The organism is Mesorhizobium sp. BR1-1-3, assembly GCF_020165455.1.
Classification (GTDB): Bacteria; Pseudomonadota; Alphaproteobacteria; order Rhizobiales; family Rhizobiaceae; genus Mesorhizobium; species Mesorhizobium ciceri.
Genome location: NZ_JAIUIC010000002.1, coordinates 606,223 through 632,008, shown reverse-complemented (window position 1 = coordinate 632,008; position 25,786 = coordinate 606,223). Strand labels below are relative to the sequence as shown.

Annotated in this window: 22 protein-coding genes and 2 pseudogenes; 16 read left to right on the top strand and 8 right to left on the bottom strand. The window is 59.6% G+C overall.

Annotation, left to right across the window (positions count from 1 at the left end):
- Positions 1-1,394 (bottom strand): DUF4347 domain-containing protein (locus LB559_RS07250; RefSeq protein ID WP_224673629.1); only part of this gene is annotated, 1,394 nt, incomplete at its 3' end.
- An 81-nt stretch (positions 1,395-1,475) separates the two neighbouring features.
- Positions 1,476-1,790, bottom strand: a complete 315-nt coding sequence (locus LB559_RS07245; RefSeq protein WP_224673628.1) for a hypothetical protein — start codon at positions 1,788-1,790, stop codon at positions 1,476-1,478.
- A 1,081-nt stretch (positions 1,791-2,871) separates the two neighbouring features.
- Here LB559_RS07245 and LB559_RS07240 point away from each other — a divergent pair.
- A complete protein-coding gene (locus LB559_RS07240; RefSeq protein ID WP_224673627.1) occupies positions 2,872-5,667 on the top strand; it encodes a glycosyltransferase family 25 protein in 2,796 nt (931 codons plus the stop codon).
- Positions 5,668-5,721: 54 nt separating this feature from the next.
- Here the strand turns inward: LB559_RS07240 and LB559_RS07235 are convergent, their stop codons facing one another.
- Complete coding sequence (locus LB559_RS07235) at positions 5,722-6,909, bottom strand: FkbM family methyltransferase (RefSeq protein ID WP_224673626.1); 1,188 nt, start codon at positions 6,907-6,909, stop codon at positions 5,722-5,724.
- Positions 6,910-7,077: 168 nt separating this feature from the next.
- On the opposite strand from LB559_RS07235, the gene LB559_RS07230 reads away from it, so the two are divergent.
- The 4 genes and pseudogenes from LB559_RS07230 to LB559_RS07215 form a co-directional block, all read left to right on the top strand.
- Positions 7,078-7,968: a hypothetical protein gene (locus LB559_RS07230; RefSeq protein ID WP_224673625.1), complete on the top strand. Its 891-nt coding sequence runs from the start codon at positions 7,078-7,080 to the stop codon at positions 7,966-7,968.
- A 368-nt stretch (positions 7,969-8,336) separates the two neighbouring features.
- Complete coding sequence (locus tag LB559_RS07225) at positions 8,337-8,504, top strand: DUF3606 domain-containing protein (protein ID WP_224673624.1); 168 nt, start codon at positions 8,337-8,339, stop codon at positions 8,502-8,504.
- 20 nt (positions 8,505-8,524) lie between these two features.
- Positions 8,525-9,310 carry an exodeoxyribonuclease III gene (gene xth, locus LB559_RS07220; RefSeq protein ID WP_224673623.1) on the top strand — a complete coding sequence of 262 codons (786 nt, stop codon included), beginning with the start codon at positions 8,525-8,527 and terminating at the stop codon, positions 9,308-9,310.
- 286 nt (positions 9,311-9,596) lie between these two features.
- Positions 9,597-9,844, top strand: a pseudogene (locus tag LB559_RS07215) (nucleotidyltransferase domain-containing protein); the annotation flags it as partial.
- 283 nt (positions 9,845-10,127) lie between these two features.
- Here LB559_RS07215 and LB559_RS07210 read toward each other — a convergent pair.
- Both LB559_RS07210 and hemN read right to left on the bottom strand, forming a co-directional pair.
- Positions 10,128-10,487 carry a TadE/TadG family type IV pilus assembly protein gene (locus tag LB559_RS07210; protein WP_063170483.1) on the bottom strand — a complete coding sequence of 120 codons (360 nt, stop codon included), beginning with the start codon at positions 10,485-10,487 and terminating at the stop codon, positions 10,128-10,130.
- A gap of 63 nt (positions 10,488-10,550) precedes the next feature.
- Complete coding sequence (hemN, locus tag LB559_RS07205; protein WP_224673622.1) at positions 10,551-11,900, bottom strand: oxygen-independent coproporphyrinogen III oxidase; 1,350 nt, start codon at positions 11,898-11,900, stop codon at positions 10,551-10,553.
- Between the two features lie 157 nt (positions 11,901-12,057).
- On the opposite strand from hemN, the gene LB559_RS07200 reads away from it, so the two are divergent.
- Positions 12,058-12,786: a Crp/Fnr family transcriptional regulator gene (locus LB559_RS07200; RefSeq protein ID WP_263498963.1), complete on the top strand. Its 729-nt coding sequence runs from the start codon at positions 12,058-12,060 to the stop codon at positions 12,784-12,786.
- Between the two features lie 52 nt (positions 12,787-12,838).
- Here the strand turns inward: LB559_RS07200 and LB559_RS07195 are convergent, their stop codons facing one another.
- Positions 12,839-13,255: a hemerythrin domain-containing protein gene (locus LB559_RS07195; protein WP_224673653.1), complete on the bottom strand. Its 417-nt coding sequence runs from the start codon at positions 13,253-13,255 to the stop codon at positions 12,839-12,841.
- A 246-nt stretch (positions 13,256-13,501) separates the two neighbouring features.
- Here LB559_RS07195 and ccoN point away from each other — a divergent pair, with 246 nt between their 5' ends.
- The 10 genes from ccoN (at position 13,502) to LB559_RS07145 (ending at position 23,773) form a co-directional block, all read left to right on the top strand.
- Entirely contained in the window at positions 13,502-15,112 is a 1,611-nt protein-coding gene (ccoN, locus tag LB559_RS07190; protein WP_024505304.1) for a cytochrome-c oxidase, cbb3-type subunit I, read from the top strand.
- Between the two features lie 11 nt (positions 15,113-15,123).
- The gene (gene ccoO, locus LB559_RS07185; RefSeq protein ID WP_013525001.1) at positions 15,124-15,855 is read left to right on the top strand and encodes a cytochrome-c oxidase, cbb3-type subunit II; all 732 of its coding nucleotides are present in this window, start codon (positions 15,124-15,126) and stop codon (positions 15,853-15,855) included.
- Between the two features lie 13 nt (positions 15,856-15,868).
- Complete coding sequence (locus LB559_RS07180) at positions 15,869-16,018, top strand: CcoQ/FixQ family Cbb3-type cytochrome c oxidase assembly chaperone (protein WP_013525000.1); 150 nt, start codon at positions 15,869-15,871, stop codon at positions 16,016-16,018.
- Positions 16,019-16,020: 2 nt separating this feature from the next.
- Positions 16,021-16,884, top strand: a complete 864-nt coding sequence (ccoP, locus tag LB559_RS07175) for a cytochrome-c oxidase, cbb3-type subunit III (RefSeq protein WP_063170485.1) — start codon at positions 16,021-16,023, stop codon at positions 16,882-16,884.
- Between the two features lie 180 nt (positions 16,885-17,064).
- Positions 17,065-18,630, top strand: coding sequence for a cytochrome c oxidase accessory protein CcoG (gene ccoG / locus LB559_RS07170; protein WP_263498991.1), 1,566 nt, complete (start codon positions 17,065-17,067; stop codon positions 18,628-18,630).
- Complete coding sequence (locus LB559_RS07165) at positions 18,627-19,124, top strand: FixH family protein (protein ID WP_013524997.1); 498 nt, start codon at positions 18,627-18,629, stop codon at positions 19,122-19,124. Before ccoG ends, LB559_RS07165 begins: the two co-directional genes overlap by 4 nt.
- Positions 19,121-21,409: a cation-translocating P-type ATPase gene (locus LB559_RS07160; RefSeq protein ID WP_063170486.1), complete on the top strand. Its 2,289-nt coding sequence runs from the start codon at positions 19,121-19,123 to the stop codon at positions 21,407-21,409. Before LB559_RS07165 ends, LB559_RS07160 begins: the two co-directional genes overlap by 4 nt.
- Positions 21,406-21,561: a cbb3-type cytochrome oxidase assembly protein CcoS gene (gene ccoS / locus LB559_RS07155; RefSeq protein WP_013524995.1), complete on the top strand. Its 156-nt coding sequence runs from the start codon at positions 21,406-21,408 to the stop codon at positions 21,559-21,561. The genes LB559_RS07160 and ccoS overlap by 4 nt, the downstream gene beginning before the upstream one ends.
- Positions 21,562-21,744: 183 nt before the next feature.
- Complete coding sequence (gene nirK, locus LB559_RS07150) at positions 21,745-22,851, top strand: copper-containing nitrite reductase (protein WP_013524994.1); 1,107 nt, start codon at positions 21,745-21,747, stop codon at positions 22,849-22,851.
- 52 nt (positions 22,852-22,903) lie between these two features.
- On the top strand, positions 22,904-23,773 hold the full coding sequence (locus tag LB559_RS07145; protein WP_013524993.1) for an SUMF1/EgtB/PvdO family nonheme iron enzyme: 870 nt from the start codon (positions 22,904-22,906) through the stop codon (positions 23,771-23,773).
- A 35-nt stretch (positions 23,774-23,808) separates the two neighbouring features.
- Here the strand turns inward: LB559_RS07145 and LB559_RS07140 are convergent, their stop codons facing one another.
- Positions 23,809-24,327, bottom strand: a complete 519-nt coding sequence (locus LB559_RS07140; RefSeq protein WP_224673620.1) for a cytochrome b — start codon at positions 24,325-24,327, stop codon at positions 23,809-23,811.
- A gap of 252 nt (positions 24,328-24,579) precedes the next feature.
- A pseudogene (locus tag LB559_RS07135) lies at positions 24,580-25,754 on the bottom strand (NnrS family protein).
- Between the last annotated feature and the right edge of the window lie 32 nt (positions 25,755-25,786).

Sequence of the window (25,786 nt, the reverse complement as noted above, 5' to 3'; positions counted from 1 at the left end):
GATCCGGTCGAGCCAGTTGCTCCGGTATTACCGGTTGCACCTGTGGCGCCGGTCGAGCCGGTTGCTCCGGTCGAACCGGTCGCACCAGTAGTGCCTGCTGCTCCAGTCGATCCCGTCGAACCTGTTGCCCCAGTAGAGCCGGTCGAACCCGTCGATCCGGTCGAGCCGGTTGCTCCAGTCGACCCCGTCGAACCTGTTGCTCCGGTAGAACCTGTCGAGCCAGTTGCTCCGGTCGAACCGGTGGCACCAGTAGAGCCAGTCGCTCCTGTATCGCCCGTCGCACCTGTGGCTCCGGTATCGCCTGTGGCTCCCGTTGAGCCCGTGGCACCGGTATCGCCCGTAGCACCCGTTGCTCCGGTATCGCCTGTTGGTCCGGTATCCCCGGTCGAACCTGTTGCACCAGTATCGCCAGTCGCGCCTGTGGCGCCGGTCGCACCAGTAGCCCCGGTTGCGCCCGTAGCGCCGGTCGCACCAGCGGCCCCTGTCGCACCCGCGGTGCCAGTGCTCGCGAGGGTTAATAGGCCACCATTAAAGTGGTCGCCATCGTTGCCCGCGGCGCCTGGGTTGTTGATTGGCGTGGTAGCGAAAAGATAACCCGGTTGGTTGCCCGCCGTGACGGGGTCAGCGTCGGCGACAAAAGTAAGTGTGCCGTATAGGCGGAAGCCAGAGTCATAGATGAGATAAGTATGTCCAATATCTGGAACTGTTACTGTTATCGAGAATTTTGGAGCCACGACATTGGCTGCGGATGGCAACTGAAAGCTACCTACAACCGTATCATCGGTTGTAGCTGGCGTATTAATTGTATCAATCAAGTAGTACGTGTTGATATTGTTACTTGATCCAGTATCTATAGTGCCGGTAAGTGTCAGATCGCCCGCAGCCAGAACCCCCACGTAATCCGCCGCGCCTTCAGAGGTTAGTGGCGGCAGGGGCGAGGACGCGTTCCTGCGTGCGCACAGCTCCCAGGCGCCGCCCAGGTCGGCTGCGCCGACTAGCGTTCTCGATGCGCAGACGTCCGCGCCAACTGCCTCTTCCAGAGCCGCCACGAAGGTCTCGCCCGCCTCCCCCGACGCCGTCTCGCAGCTCCACAGCCGCAGCTCGCCGTCTGTGGCAAGCGCCCGGCCGATTGCGGCAAGATCCTCGGCCTCTTCCTGCAATGTAGCTGATGACCACTCCCCTGCTGTGAAGCCGACACGCCCAGACCCACCATGTGCAATGACGTGCACCGCTTCGAGCCCTGCGTGCCCCGCGAGCGCGGCAGCGATCTGCCGCGCCGCCGGTCGGCGGCCGTTGAGCACAATCGCTTGAACCTCGGGTCGCACGCTGCCGAGAATTGCCTGGAGGTCGGAAACTGAAGGATCGACAAAAAGAACTTCAGAGGCACGGGCCATGACTGGCTCCTGTTGGCTTCGAACTCAATTCACCGGCAGCCACTCACTGGCCTAGCCGGCAAGTACTGCGACTAAAGAGATTTACCTCCCGGACGGCCCGACGGCGCCGTGGGGACGTTCCACCACTGGCGTCTCGACGCGGAGGAAGTTGGCGACCTGGAAGTTCCCGCCTTCATCAAACGTCCCAATGGCAAGCGAGCCGGCGGTGCTTGGGACTTTGACGGTGAGGGCGACAGCGAGGCTTCGCTTGACGGCTCTGGGAAGAACGACCTGACCGACAATAACGCTCTTGGCCGTGTCCAGAATGAAATAATTTATATTTTCAATCGTGTCGCCGATCGGCAAAATGCCTCGAACGGTGACTTCCATAGCCGCAAATCCTGCCGTGAAGCTCATCATCTTCTCCTTGGTCGCCGGCGGCCGGGCCGCAGCTTCTCTTGGTCGTACCTTAGATTTCAATCGCTGGTTCAATGGCTGCAGAGCGCGGGCGCCCGGTGAGGCCGGTCGCGCGCATTGCCGCATTGCGGGCAGGTCTAAGAGACGGGTGCGCAAGGCTTGGCAGCCTCTTCGTGCCGCTCGATCGGATGGCGCCCCAGTTGTCTTCGCCCAGGTGAGTGAGGCGTCCAAAGGACACCGAGGAATACCCATCAATCGCTGGGTAATCCGTGCTGTTGGCCAACTGCGGGTAATTCAGGCGTTGTTCTACGCCTAAGCCTGCGTCATGGCCCCATCGCCTCGTACACGGTATCACCCCAACCATGGTCACTCCCGTCACGCGTGTCCCCGATTTCTCGACGACGACTTACGAGGGAACCAACTGCTTGCGGGGGGAACATCAGATTTGGGAAAACGCCGGCCTTGAGTTCAAGGCCGTACAACGTCTTCTCTTGCACGTCACCACACACTCGCCACGCCCTCACGCACGAAGTGACTTGCTCCAGACACTCTCCTGGCTTCGCAGACGCAGCCCAACAGGCCCTCTGCCCGGTTCGCGGGAACCCTCTCAACACAAGACATTAGTAAAATCTAAAATTAGCAACTTGTAAATAACCAAGTTAACAATTTATTAATTGTGGACCATGAGTAACTACTTTCGGTCGACATCAAATGGCGCGCATGGGCGGCCGAACGCATCGAGAAATCCGAGGCTTAAGGGTGCCCTCTGGTTCGCGTCGAACCCTCGATGTCGCGGCGGAATTTGCGCCTCAGCGATTGGGTCGACGGGAAATTCTGTTCTTAACCCTCTGGTCCCGAGCGACCGCAAGACCCTTGCTGCGACGGAAAGCGCTGGCTAAACAATGGACGGGTTGAGGCAGCACTTGGCTGTGAAGGGGCAATCGTTCTTTGCAACAAAGGTCATGCAAATGGCCAAGGCGACGGGATGATGCATGAGATATAAAGCCGGACAAAGGCGCAGGAATTCCCGTCAACAATTTCCAGCAGCGTGTAACGAACGCCACTCCGCCAAGGGATTAGCATGAGCACCATCGGCCTGTGCATGATCGTCAAGAACGAGGCAAAGGTCATCTTGCAATGCCTCGCCAGCGCGCTTCCTCTCGTTGACTACGTGCTCGTCATCGACACGGGTTCCGAGGACGGCACGCAGGACCTCATCCGTACCTTCCTGACCCTGCACAATGTCAAAGGCACAGTCATCGACGAGCCTTGGCGGGACTTTGCGTACAACCGTACCTTTGCCCTTGACCGCCTGCGTGAAGTCGAGACGGTCGACTACGCCATGATCATCGACGCCGACGACGTCGTGGTCCAAGACGCTGACTTCGATCCGATCGCGTTCAAGTCGAACATGGAACACGATCTCTACGACGTCGAGGTGTCCCATGGGGGCATTTCGTTTTATCGCCCGCAGATTTGCCGCAACCGGCTTCCCTTCTCCTTCAAGGGCGTGCTGCACGAATATCTCGAGGCCCCTCCCGGCCATCTCACACGCGAGACCGCCAAGGGTTTTCGCGTGGCGACGGGGCGTGGCGGAGCACGCAGTCAAAACCCGCGAAAGTACCAGGACGACGCGGCGGTTCTTGAAAACGCGCTTGCTACGGAGACCGACCCGTTCCTTATTTCGCGATACACCTTCTATTTGGCGCAGAGCTATAGGGATTCCGGAGAACGTGAAAAATCGCTGGCAAACTATCTGAAGCGCGCCGAGCTGGGCTTCTGGGACGAGGAAATCTATGTCAGCCTGCTCGAAGCGGGCAATCTCATGGCAGCGCTGGGACGGCCATTCGACGAGGTCGTTGCAATCTTTGAGCGTGCGACGCAGGCCGTTCCCGCCCGCGCTGAAGCTCTTCACGCCGCGAGCCTCTATTGCCGCACCCAGGGCCGGAACGCGGAGGGAGCGGAATTTGCGCGTCGAGGGCTCGACCTTGCACAACCCCCCGGACTTTTCATACAGCCTTGGGTCTACGATTACGGATTGCTCGACGAGTTTGCCGTCAATGCCTACTGGACAGGCGCTTACCGGGATTCACTCGACGCCTGTCTGAAATTGCTCGCCAGCGAAAAATTGCCGGCGGAAATGGCGAAGCGCGTGGTAGCCAACGCGCGTTTCGCCACTGACAAGCTTCCGGTGCATGAACCGTCGAATCTCGGGGCGTTCGGGACAGAGAGCTTGATCGATCAGCACAAGCTTATCCGGCAGCGTTCGCTGCGGTCGCGCCTGAAGGGTTCACCGCGCATCCTGATTGCAATCCTGGCAAAGCAGAAGGGACCGGCACTGCCGCTTTACCTCGAGTGCATCGAGGCGCTCGACTACCCGAAGGCATCGATCGTCCTATACATCAGGACAAACAACAATACCGACAGGACCGAGCATATACTGCGCGAATGGGTAGAGCGCGTGGGTCACCTCTATGCGGCGGTCGAAATCGACGCCTCGGACGTCGTCGATCGTGTTGAGCAGTTTGGCGAGCACGAATGGAATGAGACGCGCTTCAGGGTGCTTGGCCGAATCCGAAACATAAGTCTGCGGAAAACGCTCGAGCACGGCTGCGATTTCTATTTCGTGGCCGACGTCGACAATTTCGTGAGGTCGGCCACGCTGCGAGAACTTGTCGCGCTTGATTTGCCAATCGTCGCTCCTCTGCTTCGCTCTATCTCGCCGGGCCAATATTATTCGAACTTTCATGCCGAGATCGATGCCAACGGGTATTATTTGCAGTGCGATCAGTATGGTTGGGTGCTCAACCGCCACGTGCGCGGCGCCATCGAGGTGCCGCTCGTGCATTGCACATATCTTGTCCGGGCTGACGTGCTGACCGAACTGACATACGAGGACGGCACATCGCGGTACGAGTACGTTGTCTTTGCTGCCAGCGCCAGGAAGGCCGGAATCGTCCAGTATATGGATAACCGACAAGTCTATGGCTACATCACCTTTGGCGATGGCCAATACCATGTGAGTGATGGCATCGAGCGGGCTCGAGCGCTGTTGCATGGTGCGGGCGATACCTCCGCATTCACTGCCGCCACGCCCTCTGTCTCCGGGACGATGCCAGCCCGGCCTGTCGAGCCGACGGGTTCCCCGAAAATTCACCTGATAAACCTCGACCGCAGCATCGAGCGCTGGAGCAGGTACCAAAGTAACAACTGGCATCTATTGAACAATACCGTTCGCGTATCAGCCGTTGACGGCACTTCTCTCGACAGGGAGGCGCTCATCAAGGAAGGTCTGATTACCAGTGATTGTCCGTATCCCCCGGGCACGTTGGGGTGCGCTCTATCTCATATCAGCTTGTGGAAGCTGTCGGTTTCAGAAAACAAGACCATAACTATTTTCGAAGACGATATTCGGTCATCGTTTCGATTCACGGAGGAATCCACCAGTATTATATCTCAAGCACGGGCAGATTGGGATATCATACAGTGGGGCTATATATTTGACCCATCCTTTCTCTGGCTTGACCTTGGTTTCTCAAAAGCCAAAATGGAATTCTACGATCGTCAATATACTAATAGAACTGCCTTGTTCCAGTCCGAGAACTTCTCCAGATTCCTTATCAAGGTAGAGCATTCGTTTGGGCTTCAGGCATACACAATCACACCAAGGGGTGCGCGGATACTTCTGGAAAAGTGTCTGCCGCTCCGCAGCAGACTTATCCCGTTTCCTGGAACTGGCGTCGTCCTTGACGACACGGGCATTGACTGCGCGATGTGTGCGGCATACGGCTCGATGCAAGCTTTTCTTTGCATGCCGCCACTCGTTATTCTAGACGATGAGCAACCTTCAGATCGAGTGGCGACGGATCAGGGGTGAGCCTTGAAGGACTCTACCTCGATCGCTGGCGAACGGTCGTTCTATTCATGGCTTTCACGGGTAAGGAAGAATTCCTAACACCTGAATGATTACAGCAAATTTTCGCTTTTCTAGATCAGAAAGAGTTGCAACCTTGTCGCGCCTCTTCGTAAAAAGGGCATCAAACTCGACTGCATCGCCATCGAAGTGCGGTACTTGATTAAGCTGGCGTAGGGCGAAACCGAAATCGCCCAGAATGTCGACTATGTCACCAATCAGCTTTTGTCCTCGATATATCGGAACAACATGCGTTTCCAGCTCGATAGCCAAACAGGATTCCAGAAGGTGGCCGAAACCAAGCAGAACTTCGTATTCAAGACCTTGGACGTCTATTTTTATAACATCCGGTGACGGAACCGCGATTGCGCGGAACAATTCGTCATATCGAACACATTCGACCTCTTGCATGCTGACAACGTTGAAGACACGGGCTACTGAGTAGTTCTGCAGGATCTCAAAATTTGGCTCTCGCAAAGACGAGCAGTATGATCCGGCAGTAATATACAGCTTTTGGGGGCCAGAAGTGTTTGCCAGCGCCTTTTCCACCACTTGCGCGCCCGGAATTCGATCGAGGGTTTGTCGTATCACCGTCGCTTCCGACGACAAGGGTTCGAACACGACGGGCGTAATATGATCGGCTCGCAGCATCCACTTGAGCTGTAGCCCTCCTTGGCCGCCAACATCGACGAGGGTGATCCGCTCCTCTGCCGGCGTGCGAGACAACTCGGGGTATGCATCAAACGTTTCAACCAGAACGCTCAAGAGTGCAAACTGTTCGAGTCCAGTGCCGGCGTAGACGGGACGACCATTGTCGGAGCAGCCTATTGAGAGAGACCCGTGGCAACTCAAAAAGCTCACATCGATCTCGATCGTGTCATCTGGATGAGCGTTGATCGAAATGGTGTGACTGATACCCCTGTTTATTATGGTGCCGTCGAGTGCAATTTCGGCAACATCCAAAGAACCATAGTGATGGATATAGAAGTTTGTGGTGGTCGTGGGGAAGAATCTGAGGACGCACCTCATCCGAACCATTCGGAACAGAAAAGCTGAATCGTGAAGTCGTAGAAGATGCCAGTCACGGCGGTCACTGTCGCGAACGACCAAAGCTCCGCCAACGATATGAGTCGACATTTCGTGGACGACCTGCCAGCTTGATAAAGCATCGCCAACATACGTTTTGGAAAAGATCGCCTCGCCCACCCTCGAGTCCCCTAGCCGCTTCCGAGTAGTTCAACTCTCAAGGGGTCTACGCTTAGACCTCGGCCGATGGCAGAACAAGCTGGACTTCCTATTTTTCTCTTTGCAGGGCAACATGGTCGAGTTTCGAAGTTGCTGCGACGAGATCTCCTAAATTTGCTAGCAGGTTCAGTGGCCGGCAGCCTCACACCAGTGGCGTTGACACCCTCGGGCGGTTGGAGCACAGGCTACGGGGTCATGTCTTCCCCACCTTCCTCAGCTAGCTCGCAACCAAACCTCCTCACCGCCCCCATCGAGCTTGCCGGCGACTGGGGCCACATGCTTGAGGGAGCCGCTGATCAGGTCGTCGAACGCATGCGGCATGCATGCCTCGACGGCGTCCGCCTGCTGTCCGACCGCCAGCCGACGCGCCTGCGTGTCGACGAGCACACTTCCGGGACGCCGGCAATCTGGCTGCATCCGGACGGCAGCAGTATGGCCTGGATCATCGTCGATATCGGCGAGCGTGACTGGTCGAAGCTCGCCTACCAGTTCGGGCACGAACTCGGACATGTGCTGTGCAACAGCTGGCAGCCGGACGCCAGGCCGGCGCCGCCTTGCCAATGGATCGAGGAAACCATGGTGGAGGCTCACTCGCTGCGTGGGCTCGCACGTCTGGCGAAAAGCTGGAAGGAGGCGCCACCCTTCGCAGGCGACAATGCCTTCGGCGATGCCATCGCCCGGTACCGCCAGGACATCATCGATCGTTATGCAGCGCTGGCTGAAAGCCAGGGGCTCACGCGCGACGCCGCTGCGTGGTTCGCCGACCACCGCGGCGAGATCGAAATGCCCGCTCTTAATCCGTTCGCCCAGGCAATGTCGCTGACCATCCTCGCCGAATACGGCCGCGCGCCGGACTGCGTAGAGGCTTTGGGGGCACTCAACCGCTGGCCCGGCCGCACCAGCATGCCGATCGCCGAGTACCTCGGACACTGGGAGGCGAGTTGTGTCGAATTGCGCGCTTCGCGCAGATTGCCGATCCGCCTGCGTGATCTGCTGCACGTTCAACAGCGGGCCAAGTGAAGAGCGCTTAGGCCGGTAGGTACGGACCGGCTTAGCCTGCGCTCGATGACCGTGTCCGGTCAAAGACATGTCGGTCGTTTCCTTGCTCGCGGGCTCACACGCACATTGGCATGGCATCTCGGCTCGCGGCGCTTTTCGGCGCCGAGTCCGCCATCGTGAGCTCTGGCAGGACTGGTCAGGCCGCGCGACATGCAACATGGGCCGGAAATCGCGACCTGAGCGCGATACCCATCAACTTGTCGAACTCGAAATTATGGCTCGATTCAATCGTGTGCGTGGAATTCGGTTCAAAGCGGTAGTCGACAGATTGAACCGGAAGAGTCTGGCGGCGTTATCGGGTCTGGAATGGCAATCTTTTGGAGGACGAAATGGCCAGTACTGGAACAACCCGTGGACGCAATGAGGACCGCGCGAAGGTTGCTGGCGGGCAGGATAATGAAGTGAAATACGAGGCGGGCAAGACCGGCGCGAGGAAGGCTGACGTGAAATCGGTGGGCAACAGCCGCAAGAAGATTGAGGACAAGCTGAAAGAATAGACCACCGTTCGCGTGCGCAAATGATCCGCTTAGCCACCTTCAATGTGAACGGCGTTAATGGCCGGCTGCCCGTGCTCCTTAGGTGGCTGACGACTACGAATTACGACATCGTCTGCCTGCAGGAACTGAAAACGTCTGACGAGAAGTTTCCAATTGGGGCGATCCGCGAGACGGGATACCGCGCGATCTGGCATGGCCAGAAATCCTACAACGGCGTCGCTATCCTGGCTCGCGGAGTAGACCCGATCGAGCGCCGACGCGGGCTTCCCGGCGACCCTGACGACAGCCATAGCCGCTATATCGAGGCGGAGATCGGCGGGCTGGTTGTCGGCTGTCTTTACCTGCCAAACGGAAATCCCGCGCCTGGTCACAAGTTTGACTACAAGCTGCGCTGGTTCGACCGTCTGATGCGCTACGGCCGAGCTCTTCTCCAAGAGGGCGCGCCGACCGTGCTGTGCGGCGACTATAATGTCGTCCCAACTCCGATTGATGCCGTGGTGCCGCGACGATGGATTGGCGATGCGGTTTACTTTCCCGAGAGTCGCCAATCCTATGCCAATATGCTTGAGGACGGCTGGACCGATGCGCTCAGGCGCATCCATCCGGACAAGGGTGTCTACACTTATTGGAATCACTCCTATGGGGGCGGTTACGACAGGAGTTCTGGCCTGCGAATGGACCATCTGCTGGTCAGTCCCTCGTTGTCGTCCCGGCTTCGCAATGCGGGGGTGGATGCAGAGACGCGAGGATGGGAGAAGCCGAGCGATCATGCGCCTGCATGGATAGAACTTGATAGCCCGAGTTGAGACTTGAAATGCCGTCCGATTCAGACGGTGCTGGCTGCTCCAGACTTCGCCCCCTTTGTCCGACATTTGTAGTCATTCTTCGGACCACGTGGCGTCGCGCATTACTTTTGCCACCGAGCGGAATATTGTGTTTGGATCTCCATACGATCCGCACGAGCAGGTAATTGGGAACGACAGCATCGAATGCGTGGGAACTGACCACGTTGCTTCACGCGGGCAAACGCGTCAGTCTGTAGATTCGAGGCTTGTCTCGGCTATGTATGCAATGGACGACCGACCTTTGTTTATGAAATCCAGCATCGACAACCTCCCGCCACCAAAACAGCGCGAGCTGAGAAAGACGGTCAAACTCCTTCTCGAGGAGTTTGAGGATGCCCTCAAGGGCGGGACGGCCGACTTCAAAAGGCGTGGGCGCATCCTCAAGATCATACTTTTGGGTCCTATGCGCGTGGCGACTGGGTCGACGAGCCGCATACCAGGAAGGGCTATCGTTCGGATTTCGATCTGCTGGTGGTGGTGAACAATCGCAAACTGCCGCGGCGGCGTTCGCCCCGTACGGAAAGCGGTACTCCTCCATCGCCTTGGAAATCGGCATGTCGCCGGTTCCCGCGTAGCGGCCGGCAAAGGGGTGTTTCCCCAAAACAGCAACAGGAAGGCCATCAGGCGAAACCTCCGTGGTCTCAACGACCCTGAAAGCTTTCTTGTCGAAAAGGAAGTTGGCCTCACCGGTGTTTTTTGTCGCCCTGCGCGCGAGTGCTGCGGGCCGCCAGTTTTGGCTGAAACCGGTAATGTACGAGCAGCCCTCAGAGCGGCTGGATCACCTCCCATCTGACCGAGCCTCGCTCGGCCGCTTTTTCACAGGGAGGAAGGGACAAGGAAAGGGCACAGGGGGCATGGAGTAACTTGCCATGGCCTGCGCGGTGGCGGTGCCATTGGCGGAAACCACAAAGCTGTTCAGTGTCGGGGTACCCAGGCCATGGTTGGCGATGAAGGTATTCTGCAGCATAGTCTGGCGCTGCGCCAACGTTGAGGTTGTGTCCATACCGGTGATCGATAGGACCGCGGCATCCAGCGCCTGCTGCTCGTTGGACCGGGTCTGGACCGCCCTGGTATAGTCGACCGAGAACCCGATGGCGGTGATGATGGGCGCCAGCATGAAAACAAACAACGGGGCCATCGAACCGTCATGGGAACGCGCGAACCGGTCTACAATTCAGACGTGGGAGCATTTCTGAGCGGCTCAGACCGCCACCGAGTGCCTGGCTTTGCCGGTTTCAAGATATTTGTCGAACTTCGCTGCGATGCTTCTGACAAAGGGCCGGCTTTCCGCCGGCACGACGAAGCGGTCACCATCAAGTTCAAGCAACCGCGCCGGATCATGAAGGGCCGTGGAACTTGCCTTCAGCAGAAGCCTCTGGCCGGCTTTGCCAAAACGCTCCACCAGCTCGATGGCTGAGAAGGCGAAATCACACATCAGCCTCTCGATGATCCAGCCGCGGACGCGGTCGTCGTCGGAAAGCGCGATGCCGCGGACAGCCGCCAGCCCACCGTCTGAGACCATGCGTCCATACTCCGTGTTCGATGGCATATTCTGCACATAGCCTTGGCGAAATTGACTGATGGACGATGGGCCGAGGCCGATCAAGGTTTCGCAGCGATCCTCGGTATAGCCTTGGAAATTCCGGCGCAAGCAGCCGGTTCGGGCCGCTACAGCCAACGCATCGTTGGGCTTGGCGAAATGGTCGAAGCCGACGGGCTCATACCCCGCGTTCAGCATAAGACACGCGGCCAGTTGTGATTGAGCAAGGCGCTGTGCCGGACCAGGCAACCATGCCTCGTCGATCATCGTCTGATGCTTCTTGAACCAGGGTACATGCGCGTAGCCAAACAACGCCATCCGATCCGGTTCCAGGGTCAGTGCCTGCGCGACGGTTGAGGAGACGCTCTCCCTGGTCTGGTGCGGCAAGCCGTAGAGCAGGTCCAGATTGACCGATTCGACGCCGCGCGAACGAACGCCATCGATGACCGCTTTGGTCTGCAAAAAGCTTTGCTCGCGGTTAATTGCCTTTTGTACCTTCAGGTCAAAGTCCTGGACGCCGAGGCTCGCCCGGGTCATGCCGATCTCGGCCAGCGCATCAAGACGGGCGTCGTCCATATCATTGGGATCGATTTCGACGCTGATCTTGGCGTCCGGAAGGAAATCGAAGCTGGCCCGCAATGCTTTCCCCAGCACCACCATGTCCTCGGACTTCAGCATCGTCGGAGAGCCGCCACCGAAGTGGACGGCGCGCACGCCAGCCTTGCCGCCGACAATACGGGCAACGGTGGCGATCTCGGCGTGCAACGAGCGGAGATAGGCAGTTACCGGCTCATAGTGACGTGTTTGCTTGGTGTGGCAGGCACAGAACCAGCAGAGTCTGTCGCAGTAGGGAATATGCAGATAGAGTGAAATCTCGTCGCCGTTCTCCAGCGCCTCCAGCCAGCCTCGACAGATAGTGGCATCGACGCCCGGATGGAAATGCGGCGCGGTCGGATAGCTCGTGTAGCGCGGCACGTTCTCGCCAAGTCTGGCAGCTAGTTCCGGTCGCATCTCGCCATTCCTGTGGTTGCATGGCCCGGAAAATGACCGCAACGGCACGCCGATACCTTGATTTCGGTCAAAGCCTTTGCACCGGACAAACTGCCACAAGGCTTTTTCAATGGCCGATGCTTATCTTGCCGATACCCTGGATCCTCGGACGATCGTGATGACAGTGCGTCAGGATGTTCATAGTGCCGGTATTCCCGTGCTTTGCCAATCCTGCGAGGCAAGGCATCGCGGCATTTGCGGTGCCCTTGATCCCGATCAATTGGTCGGGCTCGCCAAGACCTCGTCAACGCACACCGTTGAACCGGGGTCAGAACTGATGGGCGACGCCGAAACCGTCGACAGCTATTCCAACGTGCTTTCCGGCGTCGTGAAGCTGACGAAGAGCCTTTCGGACGGGCGCCAGCAGATTGTCGGGCTTCAGTTTGCCCCCGATTTTCTGGGACGGCCGTTCAAGGTGGAAAGCGTGATCAACGCGGAAGCGGCAACGGCCGTCTCCCTGTGTTCGTTTCCAAGGGCTTCCGTCGAAAGGATGATGAGGGAGTCGCCGGATCTCGAGCACCGCCTGTTCAAGCAGACGCTGAACGAACTCGACGATGCACGCGACTGGATGGTCACGCTGGGACGCAAGACCGCTGCGGAAAAAGTGGCGAGCTTTCTGCTGATGATTGCCAGAAACATCGATCCCACGCTCGATCCAAACACCAATCCGACGAGCTTCGAACTGCCTCTCACACGTGCCGACATCGCCGATTTCCTCGGCCTGACAATCGAGACGGTGAGCCGCCAGTTGACCCGGCTGCGGACAGACGGCGTGATCCGGATCGACAACAACCGCCATGTGACTGTGGACAGCCTTGCCCGTTTGGCGAGCCGCTCCGGAGCCTAGAGTAATTCCAGGAAAAGGCTGAAACAGTTTTCCGTCCGGAATTGCGTCAACTCTAGTCTCGGTCGACGATCCCGATCATCGGCAGGACATGCTCGCGTTCAAACACGATGTGCCGGCGCAGATTCTCGAACAGGCCGCGCAACATGAACCCGATGGCTTCGGGGTTTTCGACCGCCTCGCCATGACCGATGGCCAGCAGAATTTCGGTCACCTCACCGCCAAAGCATTCGTCTTCCATATGTTCGGCCCGCAATCGCCGGGTTGAGGCAAGGTTCGCATTGCTGCCGACCACGGCATCCTCGTAGGCGGGAAAGATGACCGTCTCTTCGTATTGATCAATGTTGCGCAGCAGCGGAACGATCGCGTTGGCCGCGCCGAGACACTCCAGGCGATCGACGCCGGGCAAGGCGCCCGCCATTCTTTCCAGGGCGTCGCAGAGCTGCAGCTTTTCCCTGTGCGCGCGCTTCATCACCGCGGCTGGACCACTTCCCTGCTGGATCGATCAGTCGGTGCGGGATTTTCATCGCCTGCTTCGAACAGCGACGATCCCAGCCCTTTCTTCCGGCTCAAGGGCGGCCTCCGAGTGCAAGACCACGCTGCCCAATCAGAAGGGGCTGGGCTTTGACATGGATCAAGGCGGCGACAACGCGACTGCTGAATTGGTGTCTATGCGGATTGGCGTCCGCGCATCGGAATCCGAGGTCGGGGATAGCTCATGAAGTTCGGCACGCAAATCTTCGTTTTGAGCCTTTTCACATTTGCAGCCCTGGTGGCCGCGGGCTTCGGCGTGGACCAGCCCTTTCGACAGCATATGTGGGTGCTGTTTTTTGTGTTGCTTGGTTTTGTCGCCATCCTCATCCGCAACACGAATTTCGAGGTGGCCGCTCCGATTGACCCATCCGCTTACATGGATGGTCCAATCCGCTACGGCGCCATCGCCACCATGTTCTGGGGTGTCGTCGGCATGCTTGTCGGCGTGGTCATCGCGCTGCAGCTTGCCTACCCCGAACTCAACATCCAGCCCTGGTTCAACTTCGGCCGTTTGCGGCCGCTGCATACGTCCGGAGTGGTCTTCGCATTCGGCGGCAACGCATTGCTTTGCACGTCATTGTACGTCGTGCAACGCACCTGTCGCGCGCGCCTGTTCGGCGGCGATCTCGCCTGGTTCGTGTTCTGGGGTTACCAGCTTTTCATTGTCATGGCCGCGACCGGCTATCTGCTCGGCATCACCGAGAGCCGGGAATACGCCGAACCCGAATGGTACGTGGACATCTGGCTGACCATCGTCTGGGTCGCCTATCTCATCTTGTTCCTCGGCACGATCTTCAAGCGCAAGGAACCGCACATCTACGTCGCCAACTGGTTTTACCTCTCCTTCATCGTGACCATCGCGATGCTGCATGTGATCAACAACCTGTCGATGCCGGCCTCGTTCCTGGGCTCAAAGAGTTACTCCGCCTTTTCCGGGGTCCAGGACGCCCTGACGCAATGGTGGTATGGCCACAACGCCGTCGGCTTCTTCCTCACTGCCGGCTTCCTCGGCATGATGTATTACTTCGTGCCCAAGCAGGCGAACCGGCCGGTCTATTCCTATCGGCTGTCGATCATCCATTTCTGGGCGATCATCTTTCTCTACATCTGGGCCGGGCCGCATCACCTGCACTACACCGCCCTGCCCGATTGGGCGCAGACGCTCGGCATGGTGTTCTCGATCATGCTGTGGATGCCGTCATGGGGTGGCATGATCAACGGCCTGATGACGCTGTCCGGCGCCTGGGACAAGCTGCGCACAGACCCCATCATCCGTATGATGGTGATGGCCATCGCCTTCTACGGCATGTCGACCTTCGAAGGTCCGATGATGTCGATCAAGACGGTCAACTCGCTGTCGCATTACACCGACTGGACCATTGGCCACGTGCACTCCGGTGCGCTCGGCTGGGTCGGCATGATCTCGTTCGGCGCAATCTACTTCATGGTGCCGAAGCTCTGGAACCGTGAGCGGCTCTACTCGCTGAGGCTCGTCACCTGGCACTTCTGGCTGGCGACCCTGGGGATCGTTGTCTACGCCGCCGTCATGTGGGTTTCCGGCGTCATGCAGGGCCTGATGTGGCGTGAATACGACGAGCAGGGCTTCCTGGTCTATTCCTTCGCCGAAACCGTGGCCGCCATGCATCCCTACTATCTCATGCGCGCCATTGGCGGGGCAATGTATCTCTCCGGCGCCCTGATCATGGCCTGGAACATCGCCATGACCATCCTCGGATACCAGCGCGAGGAGGAGCCGATGCCCGGCTCTGTTCCCGCCCTTCAGCCTGCCGAATAAGGAGCCAGACAATGGGCTTGATGGACAGACACGCACTCATCGAGAAGAACGCCACGCTTCTTCTCGTTGGCTCTCTTCTTGTGGTGACCGTCGGCGGCATCGTCGAGATCGCACCGCTCTTCTATCTCGACAACACGATCGAGAAGGTGGAAGGCATGCGCCCCTATTCGCCGCTCGAACTTGTCGGGCGCAACATCTATGTGCGCGAGGGCTGCTACCTCTGCCACAGCCAGATGATCAGGCCGTTCCGCGACGAAGTCGAGCGCTACGGTCACTACAGCCTGGCTGCCGAGTCGATGTACGATCATCCTTTCCAGTGGGGATCGAAGCGTACCGGGCCGGACCTCGCCAGAGTTGGCGACCGCTACTCGAATCTGTGGCATGTCGAGCATCTCACGGATCCGCGTTCGGTGGTGCCGGAATCGATCATGCCGAGCTACGCGTTCCTCAAAGACACGCCGATCGAGGTGGAGGACTTCTCGACGCATCTGGTTGCCAACAGGCGTGTCGGTGTCCCCTACAGCGATGACATGATCGCCCGCGCCAATGCCGACCTGATGGCGCAAGCCGATCCCAACGCCGACACGTCCGGCCTCGAAGCCCGCTACCCCAAAGCCAAGATCGGCGACTTCGACGGCAACCCGCAACAGGTCACCGAAATGGATGCCCTTGTCGCTTATCTCCAGATGCTCGGCACGCTGGTCGATTTCAAGAACTACGATGAAGCCGCGGGCTATCGCTGAGGGAGTTCTACCCATGGATTACAATTTGATGCGAGAGTTTGCCGACAGCTGGGGCCTGGTCGCCATGGCGCTTTTCTTTGTCGGCGCGACTGCCTTCGCGCTCCGCCCCGGCAGCCGCAAGCTGGCCGACGAAGCTGCCCGGATTCCCCTTGAGGACGAGTGATCATGAGCGACGAGCATATCGATGAAATCTCCGGCGTCTCGACCACCGGCCACGAATGGGATGGCATCCGGGAACTGAACAACCCGCTTCCCAGATGGTGGGTCATCACGTTTTACATCACCATTGTCTGGGCCATCGGCTACACCATCGCCTATCCGGCATGGCCCCTGCTGCACTCGGCGACGAAGGGTTTGCTCGGCTATTCCAGCCGCAACGAAGTCAGGAACGAGCTGACTGCGGCTGAAGCCGCCAAGGGCAAATACATCTCGGCGGTGGCGTCCAAGAGCGTCTCGGAGATCGCCGCGGACGATGGCCTGCGCGAATTCGCAATCGCCGCCGGTGGCGCCGCTTTCAAGGTCAATTGCGTACAATGTCATGGCTCCGGCGCCCAAGGTTCCAAGGGCTTTCCCAATCTCAACGACGACGACTGGCTGTGGGGCGGCAAGGCCGAGCAGATCCAGCAGACGATTATGCACGGCATCCGCTTTGCGTCCGATGCGGAGACGCGCCTGTCGGAAATGCCTGCCTTTGGCGACATCATAACCACTGACCAGATCGCTCAGGTTAGCACCTATGTCGCCAGCCTGTCGGGAAAGGTCCAGGATGCCAGCCTCGTCGAGCCCGGCGCCAAGGTCTTTGCCGAAAATTGCGTGGCCTGTCATGGCGACAATGCAAAAGGCAACAAGGAGCTCGGGGCGCCCGACCTGACCGATGCGATCTGGCTCTATGGATCCGGTGAGACAGCCATCGCCGCACAGGTCCGTGCGCCAAAACAGGGCGTCATGCCGGCCTGGGGCGCACGCCTGGGCGAGACCAAGGTCAAGGAACTCGCCGTCTATATCCATTCGCTTGGTGGTGGGGAATAGGAAGCGGGGACCTGTTCCCACCCTTCGCCAGCCAAGCGACGAGGCCCGGCCATGCCGGGCCTCGACCTATATTCGGCACCGGTAATTGACTTGCATCAACGCGCCTGCCCCCGCCCCGCGCCAAGACTTGCCTACGCTGGCAGCCTGGGCATGGGCAGATTGTCGCCTGCGCGAGTGGAGATGCATGTGCTGGACAATACGCAGGTAGAGCGGCTCGAAGCCGAAGCGGCCAATTCCGCCAAGGTGCGCCAGCCGATGTATGCCGCGCGCAAGAAGATATTCCCGAAACGGGCAACAGGGAACTTTCGTCGGTTCAAGTGGCTGGTGATGGCGATCACACTCGGTATCTACTACCTGACACCGTGGTTGCGATGGGACCGTGGCCCGTTCGCCCCGGACCAGGCCGTGCTGCTCGATCTCGCCAACCGGCGCTTCTACTTCTTCTTCATCGAGATCTGGCCGCAGGAATTCTACTATGTGGCCGGCCTTCTGATCATGGCCGGCGTCGGTCTTTTCCTGATCACGTCGACTATCGGTCGCGCCTGGTGCGGCTATACATGTCCGCAGACTGTATGGGTCGATCTGTTTCTGGTCGTCGAGCGCGCCATCGAGGGTGATCGCAACGCACGCATGAAACTCGATGCCGGCCCATGGACCGCCCGCAAGCTTGCGCTGCGGGCATCGAAACACGCCATCTGGCTGGGCATAGGGGCGGCGACGGGCGGCGCCTGGATCTTCTATTTTGCCGATGCGCCGACGCTGGTTGGCGAACTCTTTACCGGCACCGCGGCACCCGTTGCCTACATCACCGTCGCCGTGCTGACGGCCACGACCTATACGTTCGGCGGGCTGATGCGCGAACAGGTCTGCACCTACATGTGCCCATGGCCACGCATCCAGGCGGCCATGCTCGACGAAAGTTCGCTCACCGTCACCTACAATGACTGGCGCGGCGAACCGCGTTCGCGTCATGCCAAGACGGTGCAAGCCGCGGGACAGTCGGTCGGCGACTGCGTCGACTGCAATGCCTGTGTCGCGGTCTGCCCGATGGGGATCGACATTCGCGACGGCCAGCAGCTCGAATGCATCACCTGCGCGCTTTGCATCGACGCCTGCGACGGCGTCATGGGCAAGCTCGGCAGGGAACGCGGACTGATTTCCTACGCAACGCTCTCCGATTACAACGCCAACATGATGCTGGCGACCGCGGGCGGCTCCAGTTCAGTCAACCCGTCGCTGGTCAGGACCGCTGATGGCCTGTTCTCCGACAAGGTGGCGCATTTCCATGTCAGCAAGATCTTCCGGCCACGCACCTACGTCTACATGGGTCTGTGGTCGCTGATCGGCCTGGGTCTGCTCTATTCGCTGCTGACGCGCGACAGGCTCGAAGTCAATGTGCTGCACGACCGCAATCCGCAATTCGTACCGTTGTCCGACGGCTCGATCCGCAACGGCTACACCGTCAAACTGCTCAACATGATCCCCGAGCCGCGGATCATTGTTGTCACCATGCAGGGCTTGCAAGGAGGCGAAATGAGCGTGGTCGGGGACGACATCAAGGCGGGTCGCTCCTTTGCCATCCCGGTCGAGCCCGATCGCCTGAAAATGCTGAAGGTCTTCGTGCGCCAGCCGGCCGACCAAATCCGTGGCGCAGCGCAAACCTTCACGTTCCGTGTCGAGGACAAGTCGAGCTTCGAGGCGGACGAATACACCGCCACCTTCAACGCGCCGGAGATCGCCAGATGACCGCTAACGCTGAAAAAACCCGCGAATTCACCGGCAGGCACATGCTGTTCACCATCCTTGCCTTCTTCGGCGTGGTCATCGCGGTCAATCTGACGATGGCCACGCTCGCCAACACCAGTTGGACCGGCCTTGTCGTCGAGAACACCTATGTGGCGAGCCAGCAATTCAACAAGAAGGCCGAGGAGGGTCGCGCGCAAGCAGCCCTTGGCTGGACCGGCAGGCTGACCATCGCATGGGGCGAAGTTCGCTATGGCCTCACCGACGCCGCCGGCAAGCCGGTTCCCTTGCATGGCGTCAAGGTGCTGTTTCGCCATCCCGCCTACGAGAAAGAAGACAAGTCGGTCATCCTCGCGCCCGCCTCGGACCAGGAATTCGCAGCCCAGCACATGCCGAAGGACGGCGTCTGGATTGTGGAAGTCGACGCCGACGCCGGTCTGGAAAAGCCGTATCGCGACGTCCGCAGGATCATGATTTCCAATGGAGCGCTGCAATGAGTTGTTGTGCACCGGGCGCCGAAATGGCGCTTGATCTGGTCAACACCGGATCGGTCCTGCCGTCCAGCCAGGAGATAAGGCTGGCGAGCCGATCGCTCGGCGATGATCTCCGCCAGACCGATCTTTCAGTCCCCACGGTTCATTGCGCGGCCTGCATCGAGGCGATCGAGACGGCATTGGGAATGCTCGATCAAGTGGAGAGCACTCGGGTCAACCTGTCGACGAAGCGGGTCGCGGTCCGCTGGCGTGGAAACCAGGTGCCACCGTTCGTCGCCGCGCTGGGACGGCTAGGCTACGAGGCGCATCTGTTCGACCCCGAGGTCGACAACAAGGACAAAACGCTTTCGGAGCTGATCCGCGCCGTTGCTGTCGCCGGCTTTGCGGCGGGCAACATCATGCTGCTTTCAGTGTCGGTCTGGTCTGGCGCCGAAGGCGCAACGCGGGACCTGTTTCATTGGCTCTCGGCGCTGATCGCGATCCCGGCACTTGCCTTCGCGGGCGGCATCTTCTTCCGCTCGGCCTGGAACGCGCTGCGTCACGGCCGCATGAACATGGACGTGCCGATCGCGGTCGGGGTGTCCCTCGCCTACGCCATGAGCCTCTACGAGACGATCAACCATGGCGACCACGCCTATTTCGATGCGTCGGTGTCGCTGCTGTTCTTCCTGTTGATCGGCCGCACGTTGGATCACGTGATGCGCGAACGTGCCCGGACCGCCGTGAAAGGCCTGTCCCAGTTGGCCGTACGTGGCGCCATGGTGCTGCGCGGCGACGGCGCACGCGACTATCTGCCGGTTGGCGAGATCGAACCCGGCATGCTGCTGTTGATCGCAGCCGGTGAAAGGATACCCGTTGACGGCAAGGTCTCTCGAGGGACGTCGGACCTGGACTGTTCGCTTGTCTCGGGCGAGAGCACGCCCCGAAGCGTAGCGCCAGGCGAAGCCGTACAGGCTGGAGTCCTCAACCTGACCGGCCCGCTGACGATTGAGGCGACAGCCGCCGCGAAAGATTCGTTTCTGGCGGAAATGGTTCGGCTCATGGAAGCCGCTGAGGGCGGTCGCGCGCATTATCGCCGGATCGCCGATCGCGTTTCAGCGCTCTATGCTCCGGTGGTTCATCTCACCGCCTTCGTGACTTTCCTTGGCTGGATGGCGGCGACGGGCGACTGGCACCGGGCGACAACCATCGCCATTGCCGTTCTGATCATCACCTGCCCGTGCGCGCTCGGCCTCGCCGTGCCGATCGTGCAGGTGGTCGCCGCGCGGCGCCTGTTCGAGAACGGCATCATGGTCAAGGACGGTTCGGCCATGGAGCGCCTGGCGACGATTGATACAGCAGTGTTCGACAAGACCGGGACCCTCACGCTCGGCCAGCCCCGGCTGGTCAATGCGGGCTCGATGGATCCGGGCATGCTGGCAGTCGCGGGAGACATGGCCGCGCATTCCCGCCATCCGTTTTCAAGGGCCATAGCCGGCTTTGCCGCTCCTGGCGCGCGGCACAAATTCGATACCGTGACCGAGCATCCAGGGTTTGGCATCGAAGCCACCGACGCCGGAAGCACTTGGCGGCTAGGTCGACGCGGATGGGCTGGATGGAAGGCCCGGACCGGTGGTGAAGGCAAACATGGCTATGGCGGAACGGTGCTGACAAAAGACGGGCTCATTGTCGCGACCTTCAATTTCGAGGATGCGCTGCGCGCCGACGCCGGCTTGGCGATCAAGCGATTGAGCGACGCCGGGGTGTCGGTGCAGATGCTGTCGGGCGATACTGCGGGTGCCTGCGGTGAAGCCGCCGAGATGCTGGGTATCGAGGACTTCGTTCCGTGCCTGTTGCCATCCGGCAAGGTCGAGCGCATCGAGACCCTGGCGAAAGACGGACACAAGGTTCTGATGGTTGGTGACGGCCTCAACGACACGCCTGCACTGAGCGCGGCGCATGTCTCGATCGCACCGGCCACCGCCGCCGACATTGGCCGCAATGCGGCCGACTTCGTATTCCTGCGCGAAAGCCTTCTGGCTGTGCCTCTCGCGCTGGATGTCTCGCGCAAGGCGGGACACCTGATCCGCCAGAACATCGCGATTGCGATCGTCTACAATGCCGTCGCCGTGCCGATCGCCATCCTGGGCCACGTCACGCCTCTTATCGCAGCGATCGCCATGTCCGCTTCATCGCTGCTCGTGATCGGAAATGCGCTGCGTCTGCAGAGTTCCAGGCCAAGTTCGCCGGTGAAAAATGTTCGGCGCGACAGGCGTTCCGATATCACCAAATTGGCCCAATCCTCATGACAACCCTTGCCTACCTCATACCTGTGGCCCTCTTTCTTGGCGCGCTTGGCCTGGGGGGGTTCCTGTGGGCTTTGAAGAGTGGCCAGTACGAAGATCTCGACGGCGCCGCCGAGCGGATCCTTATCGATCGGGAAGACAAGATCGGCAGATAGCGAAGTGCTGGCAAAATAACCGGACCACGACCGTCTCCACCTTGACTATGACGCGCCAGATCGGTGTCCGAGAATCTTAGGTCTCCAAAATGAACTCCACCAATTTGCGCCAGCGCAAAGAAACGCTGCGTCAGGTCAGCTAGGTTCTGCTCATCCGCAACGGTTGAGAGATAGGAGACTGACATGATCACGCGACGTGAAGCTCTGTTCGGGGCAGCGATCGGCGCTGCCGCCGTGGCAGCACTACCTGCATTTTCGGCACCTGTGACAAAGGCGGACATTCGAGGGCTCGCCCGCGAAAAGATCAAGCTCGTGGCACCGCCGTTCGTCCATCCGCACGATCAGGTCGCCAAGGGTGGACCCAAGATCGTCGAGTTCACCATCACGATCGAGGAAAAGCCTCTTGTCATCGACGCCGACGGCACGACGCTCAATGCGATGACCTACAACGGCTCGATCCCCGGCCCGCTGATGGTCGTTCATCAGGACGACTATCTCGAGCTGACGCTCATCAATCCCGACACCAACTCACTCGCCCACAACATCGACTTCCACGCCGCGACGGGCGCTCTGGGTGGTGGCGGTCTCACGCTGATCAATCCCGGCGAACAGGTGACCTTGCGCTTCAAGGCGACGCGGACGGGAACGTTCGTCTACCACTGCGCACCTGGTGGCGCGATGATCCCTTGGCATGTCGTCTCCGGCATGAGCGGCGCAATCATGGTGTTGCCGCGCGATGGGCTCAGGAACGACAAGGGCGAGCCGGCCAGATACGACAAGATCTTCTACATCGGCGAGAACGACTTCTATATTCCGCGCGACGAGAAGGGCAATTTCAAGAGCTACGAATCTGCCGGCGACGGTTACGATGACATCGTCAAGGTCATGCGCGGGCTGATCCCGACGCATGTCTTGTTCAACGGCAAGGTAGGTTCCCTGACCGGCGACAACGCCATGAAGGCGAAAGTCGGCGAGACCGTGTTGATCGTCCATTCACAGGCCAACCGCGATACCCGGCCGCATCTGATAGGCGGTCACGGCGACTATGTCTGGGAACAGGGCAAATTCGCCAACCCGCCGGCCAAGGACCTGGAAACCTGGTTCATCCGTGGCGGCTCGGCGGGCTCGGCGCTGTATACGTTCCTGCAGCCAGGTGTCTACGCCTACGTGAATCACAATCTGATTGAGGCCGTGGAACTCGGAGCGACCGCTCACTTCATGGTCGAAGGCGAGTGGGATGCCGACCTGATGACGCAGGTCGAGGCGCCCAAACCCATAGCCACCAACTGACGGCACTCGAAAATGCCCGGACGGCGCCGCTGTCCGGGCAAGGACAAAAGCCATGTCTCTTTTCATCCTGAAGGTCCTGCCGGTCGCCCTGGCCGCCGCTGCTGTTCCGGTAGGGCTCTCGCTAGAGGCGGTCTTTGGAGATCGACAATCCCACCCCATCGCTATGACGGTTGTCTTGCTTTCCGGTTCGATCATCTATCCGACTCCGGGCGAGTTCCTGAAAGAGGGACGCCCGCAAGGCAACCCCCGCCTCGAGCGGCAACTCGACAGACCTCTCGAAATCATGGCCTACCAGGTCGGCGCGGCCGACTATGCGGACTGCGTGTCGGCTGGCGGCTGTCAGCCAGCTCAGGAGACGCGCGCGATCCCAAGCAAAGCTCCCGTCACCGGAGTAAGCTATCTCGATGCGAATGCCTACGCCCGGTGGTATTCGGAAGTGACCGGCGACCAATGGCGACTGCCATCCGACGAAGAGTGGGCCTTTGCCGCTGCTGAGCGGTTCGCAGGCGAATTCGAGGGTGTCGAAAACGACGCCACCAACCCCGCCAGACGATGGCTCACCAGCTACAAGGCCGAGGTGGACCTCAATCGCAAACCGGACCCGATGCCCAAGAGCCGTGGCTCGTTTGGTTTCAATTCCCTGGGCCTTGCCGACTTTTCTGGCAACGTCTGGGAGTGGACTTCGACCTGCTATGTCCGCACCACGTTGGCTGCGGATGGAAGCGGTGTTGCGAGTTCGGTCGACAATTGCGGTGTCCACGTCCTTGAAGGGCTTCACAGAGCCTACATGTCGAACTTCGTCAGTGACGGAAAAAGCGGAGGCTGTGCCGTCGGTACGCCTCCCGACAATCTGGGATTCAGGCTGGTGCGAGACCGCTCTGGCTGGGCGAGCGATCTGCTCTCTCACCTGAGAATAATCTGACCGTCAGCGCCGTCGGATCTTAGTATCGGCGGCGGCTACAAACGTGACGGACCCGCTTGTCGACCGGGCGACAGCATCCGCTTCAGTGTGCCATCGCGAAGCCAGTACTGGTGGAACAGTGCCGCCACGGCATGGACCGAAATCAGGACGACAAACACTGGCTTGTTGAGGGAATGGATGTCGCCCCATGGGTCGCCAATGTAGAAAGCGAGCAGTCCCACAATGGGCGTTAAAAGCAAGAGCAGATAGAAAAGGCCGTGTGAACCACGTGCGGCGATCCGCATCCAGCCAGGTCCGCTTTCTGCAGGCTCAGGCGCACCGGAAACTACACGCATTAGCAACCGGATCAGCACGAGTGCCAGGGTCGAAATTCCTATCCAGTAATGGGCAGAGCCCAATGCCTGATCGGCTGACGAGACGGCGGCTCCATCTTCGGCAGCATCGACCACGGTTGTCATGCTCTCGCCAAAGAACAGTTGGAATAACACCAGCGCAGCTATGATCCAATGAAGCGCAATCTGGGAAGTTGAGTAGCCAATTCTGGTTTCCGTCATTTGATTTTCCTGACGTTTAACAGCTGCGTGATCGCGATACTGAATAGCCAGGGAACATCGACATAATTTGGCTCGAATCCTCCCGGAATTGTGGCTGCAACCTTACGCATTTGTAAGGCGATGGGGACGTCGAACAGCCGTCCGCGGCCCTCGCCTCGTGGAGGCACCGGCCACGTCCCTCGTCCGGATTATAGTTTTAGCCTCACAGTTGTCTGAGCTTGTGGGGCAGCGTCACATCATCCCCTCAGATCGCTACTTGGCCTTCGGCGTCGTCAAGGCCACGCCGTAGGCTAGGAGAAAGCCAGCAAAGGCCAGAACCCATGCAACGCCGGCGACATTGACGATCGCGTCCTTAGGGAGAAAAACCGCAAGGATTCGTGACAAGGCAGCGATCAGGATCGCCGCGAAGACAACAATGGTTTGCAGTCCGGCCCGTAGTTGCCGGCCGGTATGGCCAAGCGTGGCGCGGGCCATCACTGCGACCGTCATTGACCCGACGGCGCCGACGCCGAACGCATGCAGCCCGGCAGCGACCGGTACGATTGCGGGCAAAAGGATCGACGCCGAAACCAACGCAAAACCGACGGGCACGAAAGCATATGCAAGGTGGAGATGAGCACGAGCGGATCCCGCAATGTCCGTTCGCCAGCCCAGCGCGACAGACGCCACACCTGGCAGATTGCAGCGACGGCCATAAGCATTCCTGAGACGCGGTTGTGGGGGGCGAACGTCCACGCTCCCAGCGCGATAGCTGAGATGGCTATCGATGCGATGTCAAAACGGCCGAACGGTGCAGGCAGCTTGCCAGGATTTTCCCGGGCGAGCCAGTTGCGTGTGAAGCTCGGAATGATACGCCCACCGATCAGCGAGATGAGTACGATCCCCGCAGCCATACCGAGCCTGCGGCTGATGTCGGATGTGCCTTGAAGGTGCGCCTCGAAATGGAACATGCCGTTGGCGCACGCCATCACGACAAGCGGCAGCAGCACCTTGAGGTTGCGCCAGTTGCGTCCGGCGATGATTTCGCGGGCGGCGGCGGCAGCCACCACAAACAGAAATGAGCCATCGATCACCGCGGCTGCTTGCCAGCCGATGTCGGTCGAGAAGTAGACAGCGGCGCGCCCGGCAAGCCACAGGACGACCAGCGCCAGCAGTGGCAAGCCTTGTACGGGCAGCCGGCCAGTCCAATTGGGGATGGCGGTCAGCAGGAACCCGGTAACGATCGCCGGCAGATAGCCGAACAGCATCTCGTGAATGTGCCAGTCGACGGCAACGAACGCACTGTGGGCATCGAGTTCGCCGGCATATATCGGCAGCCAAAGCAGAATGGAGAGCGCGGCATACAGCGACCCGAGGAAGAAGAAGGGCCTGAATCCGTAGGAAAGAAATGCGGGTCCTGTGTAGGCCCGCAGGCGTGGAATCCCCATGATTTGCGTCTCCAAATGAACAGGGCCGGATG

What these genes read in the sequence shown, in the direction of transcription:
- LB559_RS07165 (WP_013524997.1), top strand. Translation starts at nt 18,627, where the DNA reads ATGACCGCTAACGCTGAAAAAACCCGCGAATTCACCGGCAGGCACATG.
- ccoN (WP_024505304.1), top strand. Translation starts at nt 13,502, where the DNA reads ATGAAGTTCGGCACGCAAATCTTCGTTTTGAGCCTTTTCACATTTGCA.
- LB559_RS07240 (WP_224673627.1), top strand. Translation starts at nt 2,872, where the DNA reads ATGAGCACCATCGGCCTGTGCATGATCGTCAAGAACGAGGCAAAGGTC.
- LB559_RS07210 (WP_063170483.1), bottom strand. Translation starts at nt 10,487, where the DNA reads ATGGCCCCGTTGTTTGTTTTCATGCTGGCGCCCATCATCACCGCCATC.
- ccoS (WP_013524995.1), top strand. Translation starts at nt 21,406, where the DNA reads ATGACAACCCTTGCCTACCTCATACCTGTGGCCCTCTTTCTTGGCGCG.
- LB559_RS07145 (WP_013524993.1), top strand. Translation starts at nt 22,904, where the DNA reads ATGTCTCTTTTCATCCTGAAGGTCCTGCCGGTCGCCCTGGCCGCCGCT.
- LB559_RS07245 (WP_224673628.1), bottom strand. Translation starts at nt 1,790, where the DNA reads ATGAGCTTCACGGCAGGATTTGCGGCTATGGAAGTCACCGTTCGAGGC.
- ccoO (WP_013525001.1), top strand. Translation starts at nt 15,124, where the DNA reads ATGGGCTTGATGGACAGACACGCACTCATCGAGAAGAACGCCACGCTT.
- ccoG (WP_263498991.1), top strand. Translation starts at nt 17,065, where the DNA reads ATGCATGTGCTGGACAATACGCAGGTAGAGCGGCTCGAAGCCGAAGCG.
- LB559_RS07225 (WP_224673624.1), top strand. Translation starts at nt 8,337, where the DNA reads ATGGCCAGTACTGGAACAACCCGTGGACGCAATGAGGACCGCGCGAAG.
- hemN (WP_224673622.1), bottom strand. Translation starts at nt 11,900, where the DNA reads ATGCGACCGGAACTAGCTGCCAGACTTGGCGAGAACGTGCCGCGCTAC.
- LB559_RS07195 (WP_224673653.1), bottom strand. Translation starts at nt 13,255, where the DNA reads ATGAAGCGCGCGCACAGGGAAAAGCTGCAGCTCTGCGACGCCCTGGAA.
- LB559_RS07200 (WP_263498963.1), top strand. Translation starts at nt 12,058, where the DNA reads ATGACAGTGCGTCAGGATGTTCATAGTGCCGGTATTCCCGTGCTTTGC.
- LB559_RS07180 (WP_013525000.1), top strand. Translation starts at nt 15,869, where the DNA reads ATGGATTACAATTTGATGCGAGAGTTTGCCGACAGCTGGGGCCTGGTC.
- ccoP (WP_063170485.1), top strand. Translation starts at nt 16,021, where the DNA reads ATGAGCGACGAGCATATCGATGAAATCTCCGGCGTCTCGACCACCGGC.
- nirK (WP_013524994.1), top strand. Translation starts at nt 21,745, where the DNA reads ATGATCACGCGACGTGAAGCTCTGTTCGGGGCAGCGATCGGCGCTGCC.
- LB559_RS07160 (WP_063170486.1), top strand. Translation starts at nt 19,121, where the DNA reads ATGAGTTGTTGTGCACCGGGCGCCGAAATGGCGCTTGATCTGGTCAAC.
- LB559_RS07140 (WP_224673620.1), bottom strand. Translation starts at nt 24,327, where the DNA reads ATGACGGAAACCAGAATTGGCTACTCAACTTCCCAGATTGCGCTTCAT.
- xth (WP_224673623.1), top strand. Translation starts at nt 8,525, where the DNA reads ATGATCCGCTTAGCCACCTTCAATGTGAACGGCGTTAATGGCCGGCTG.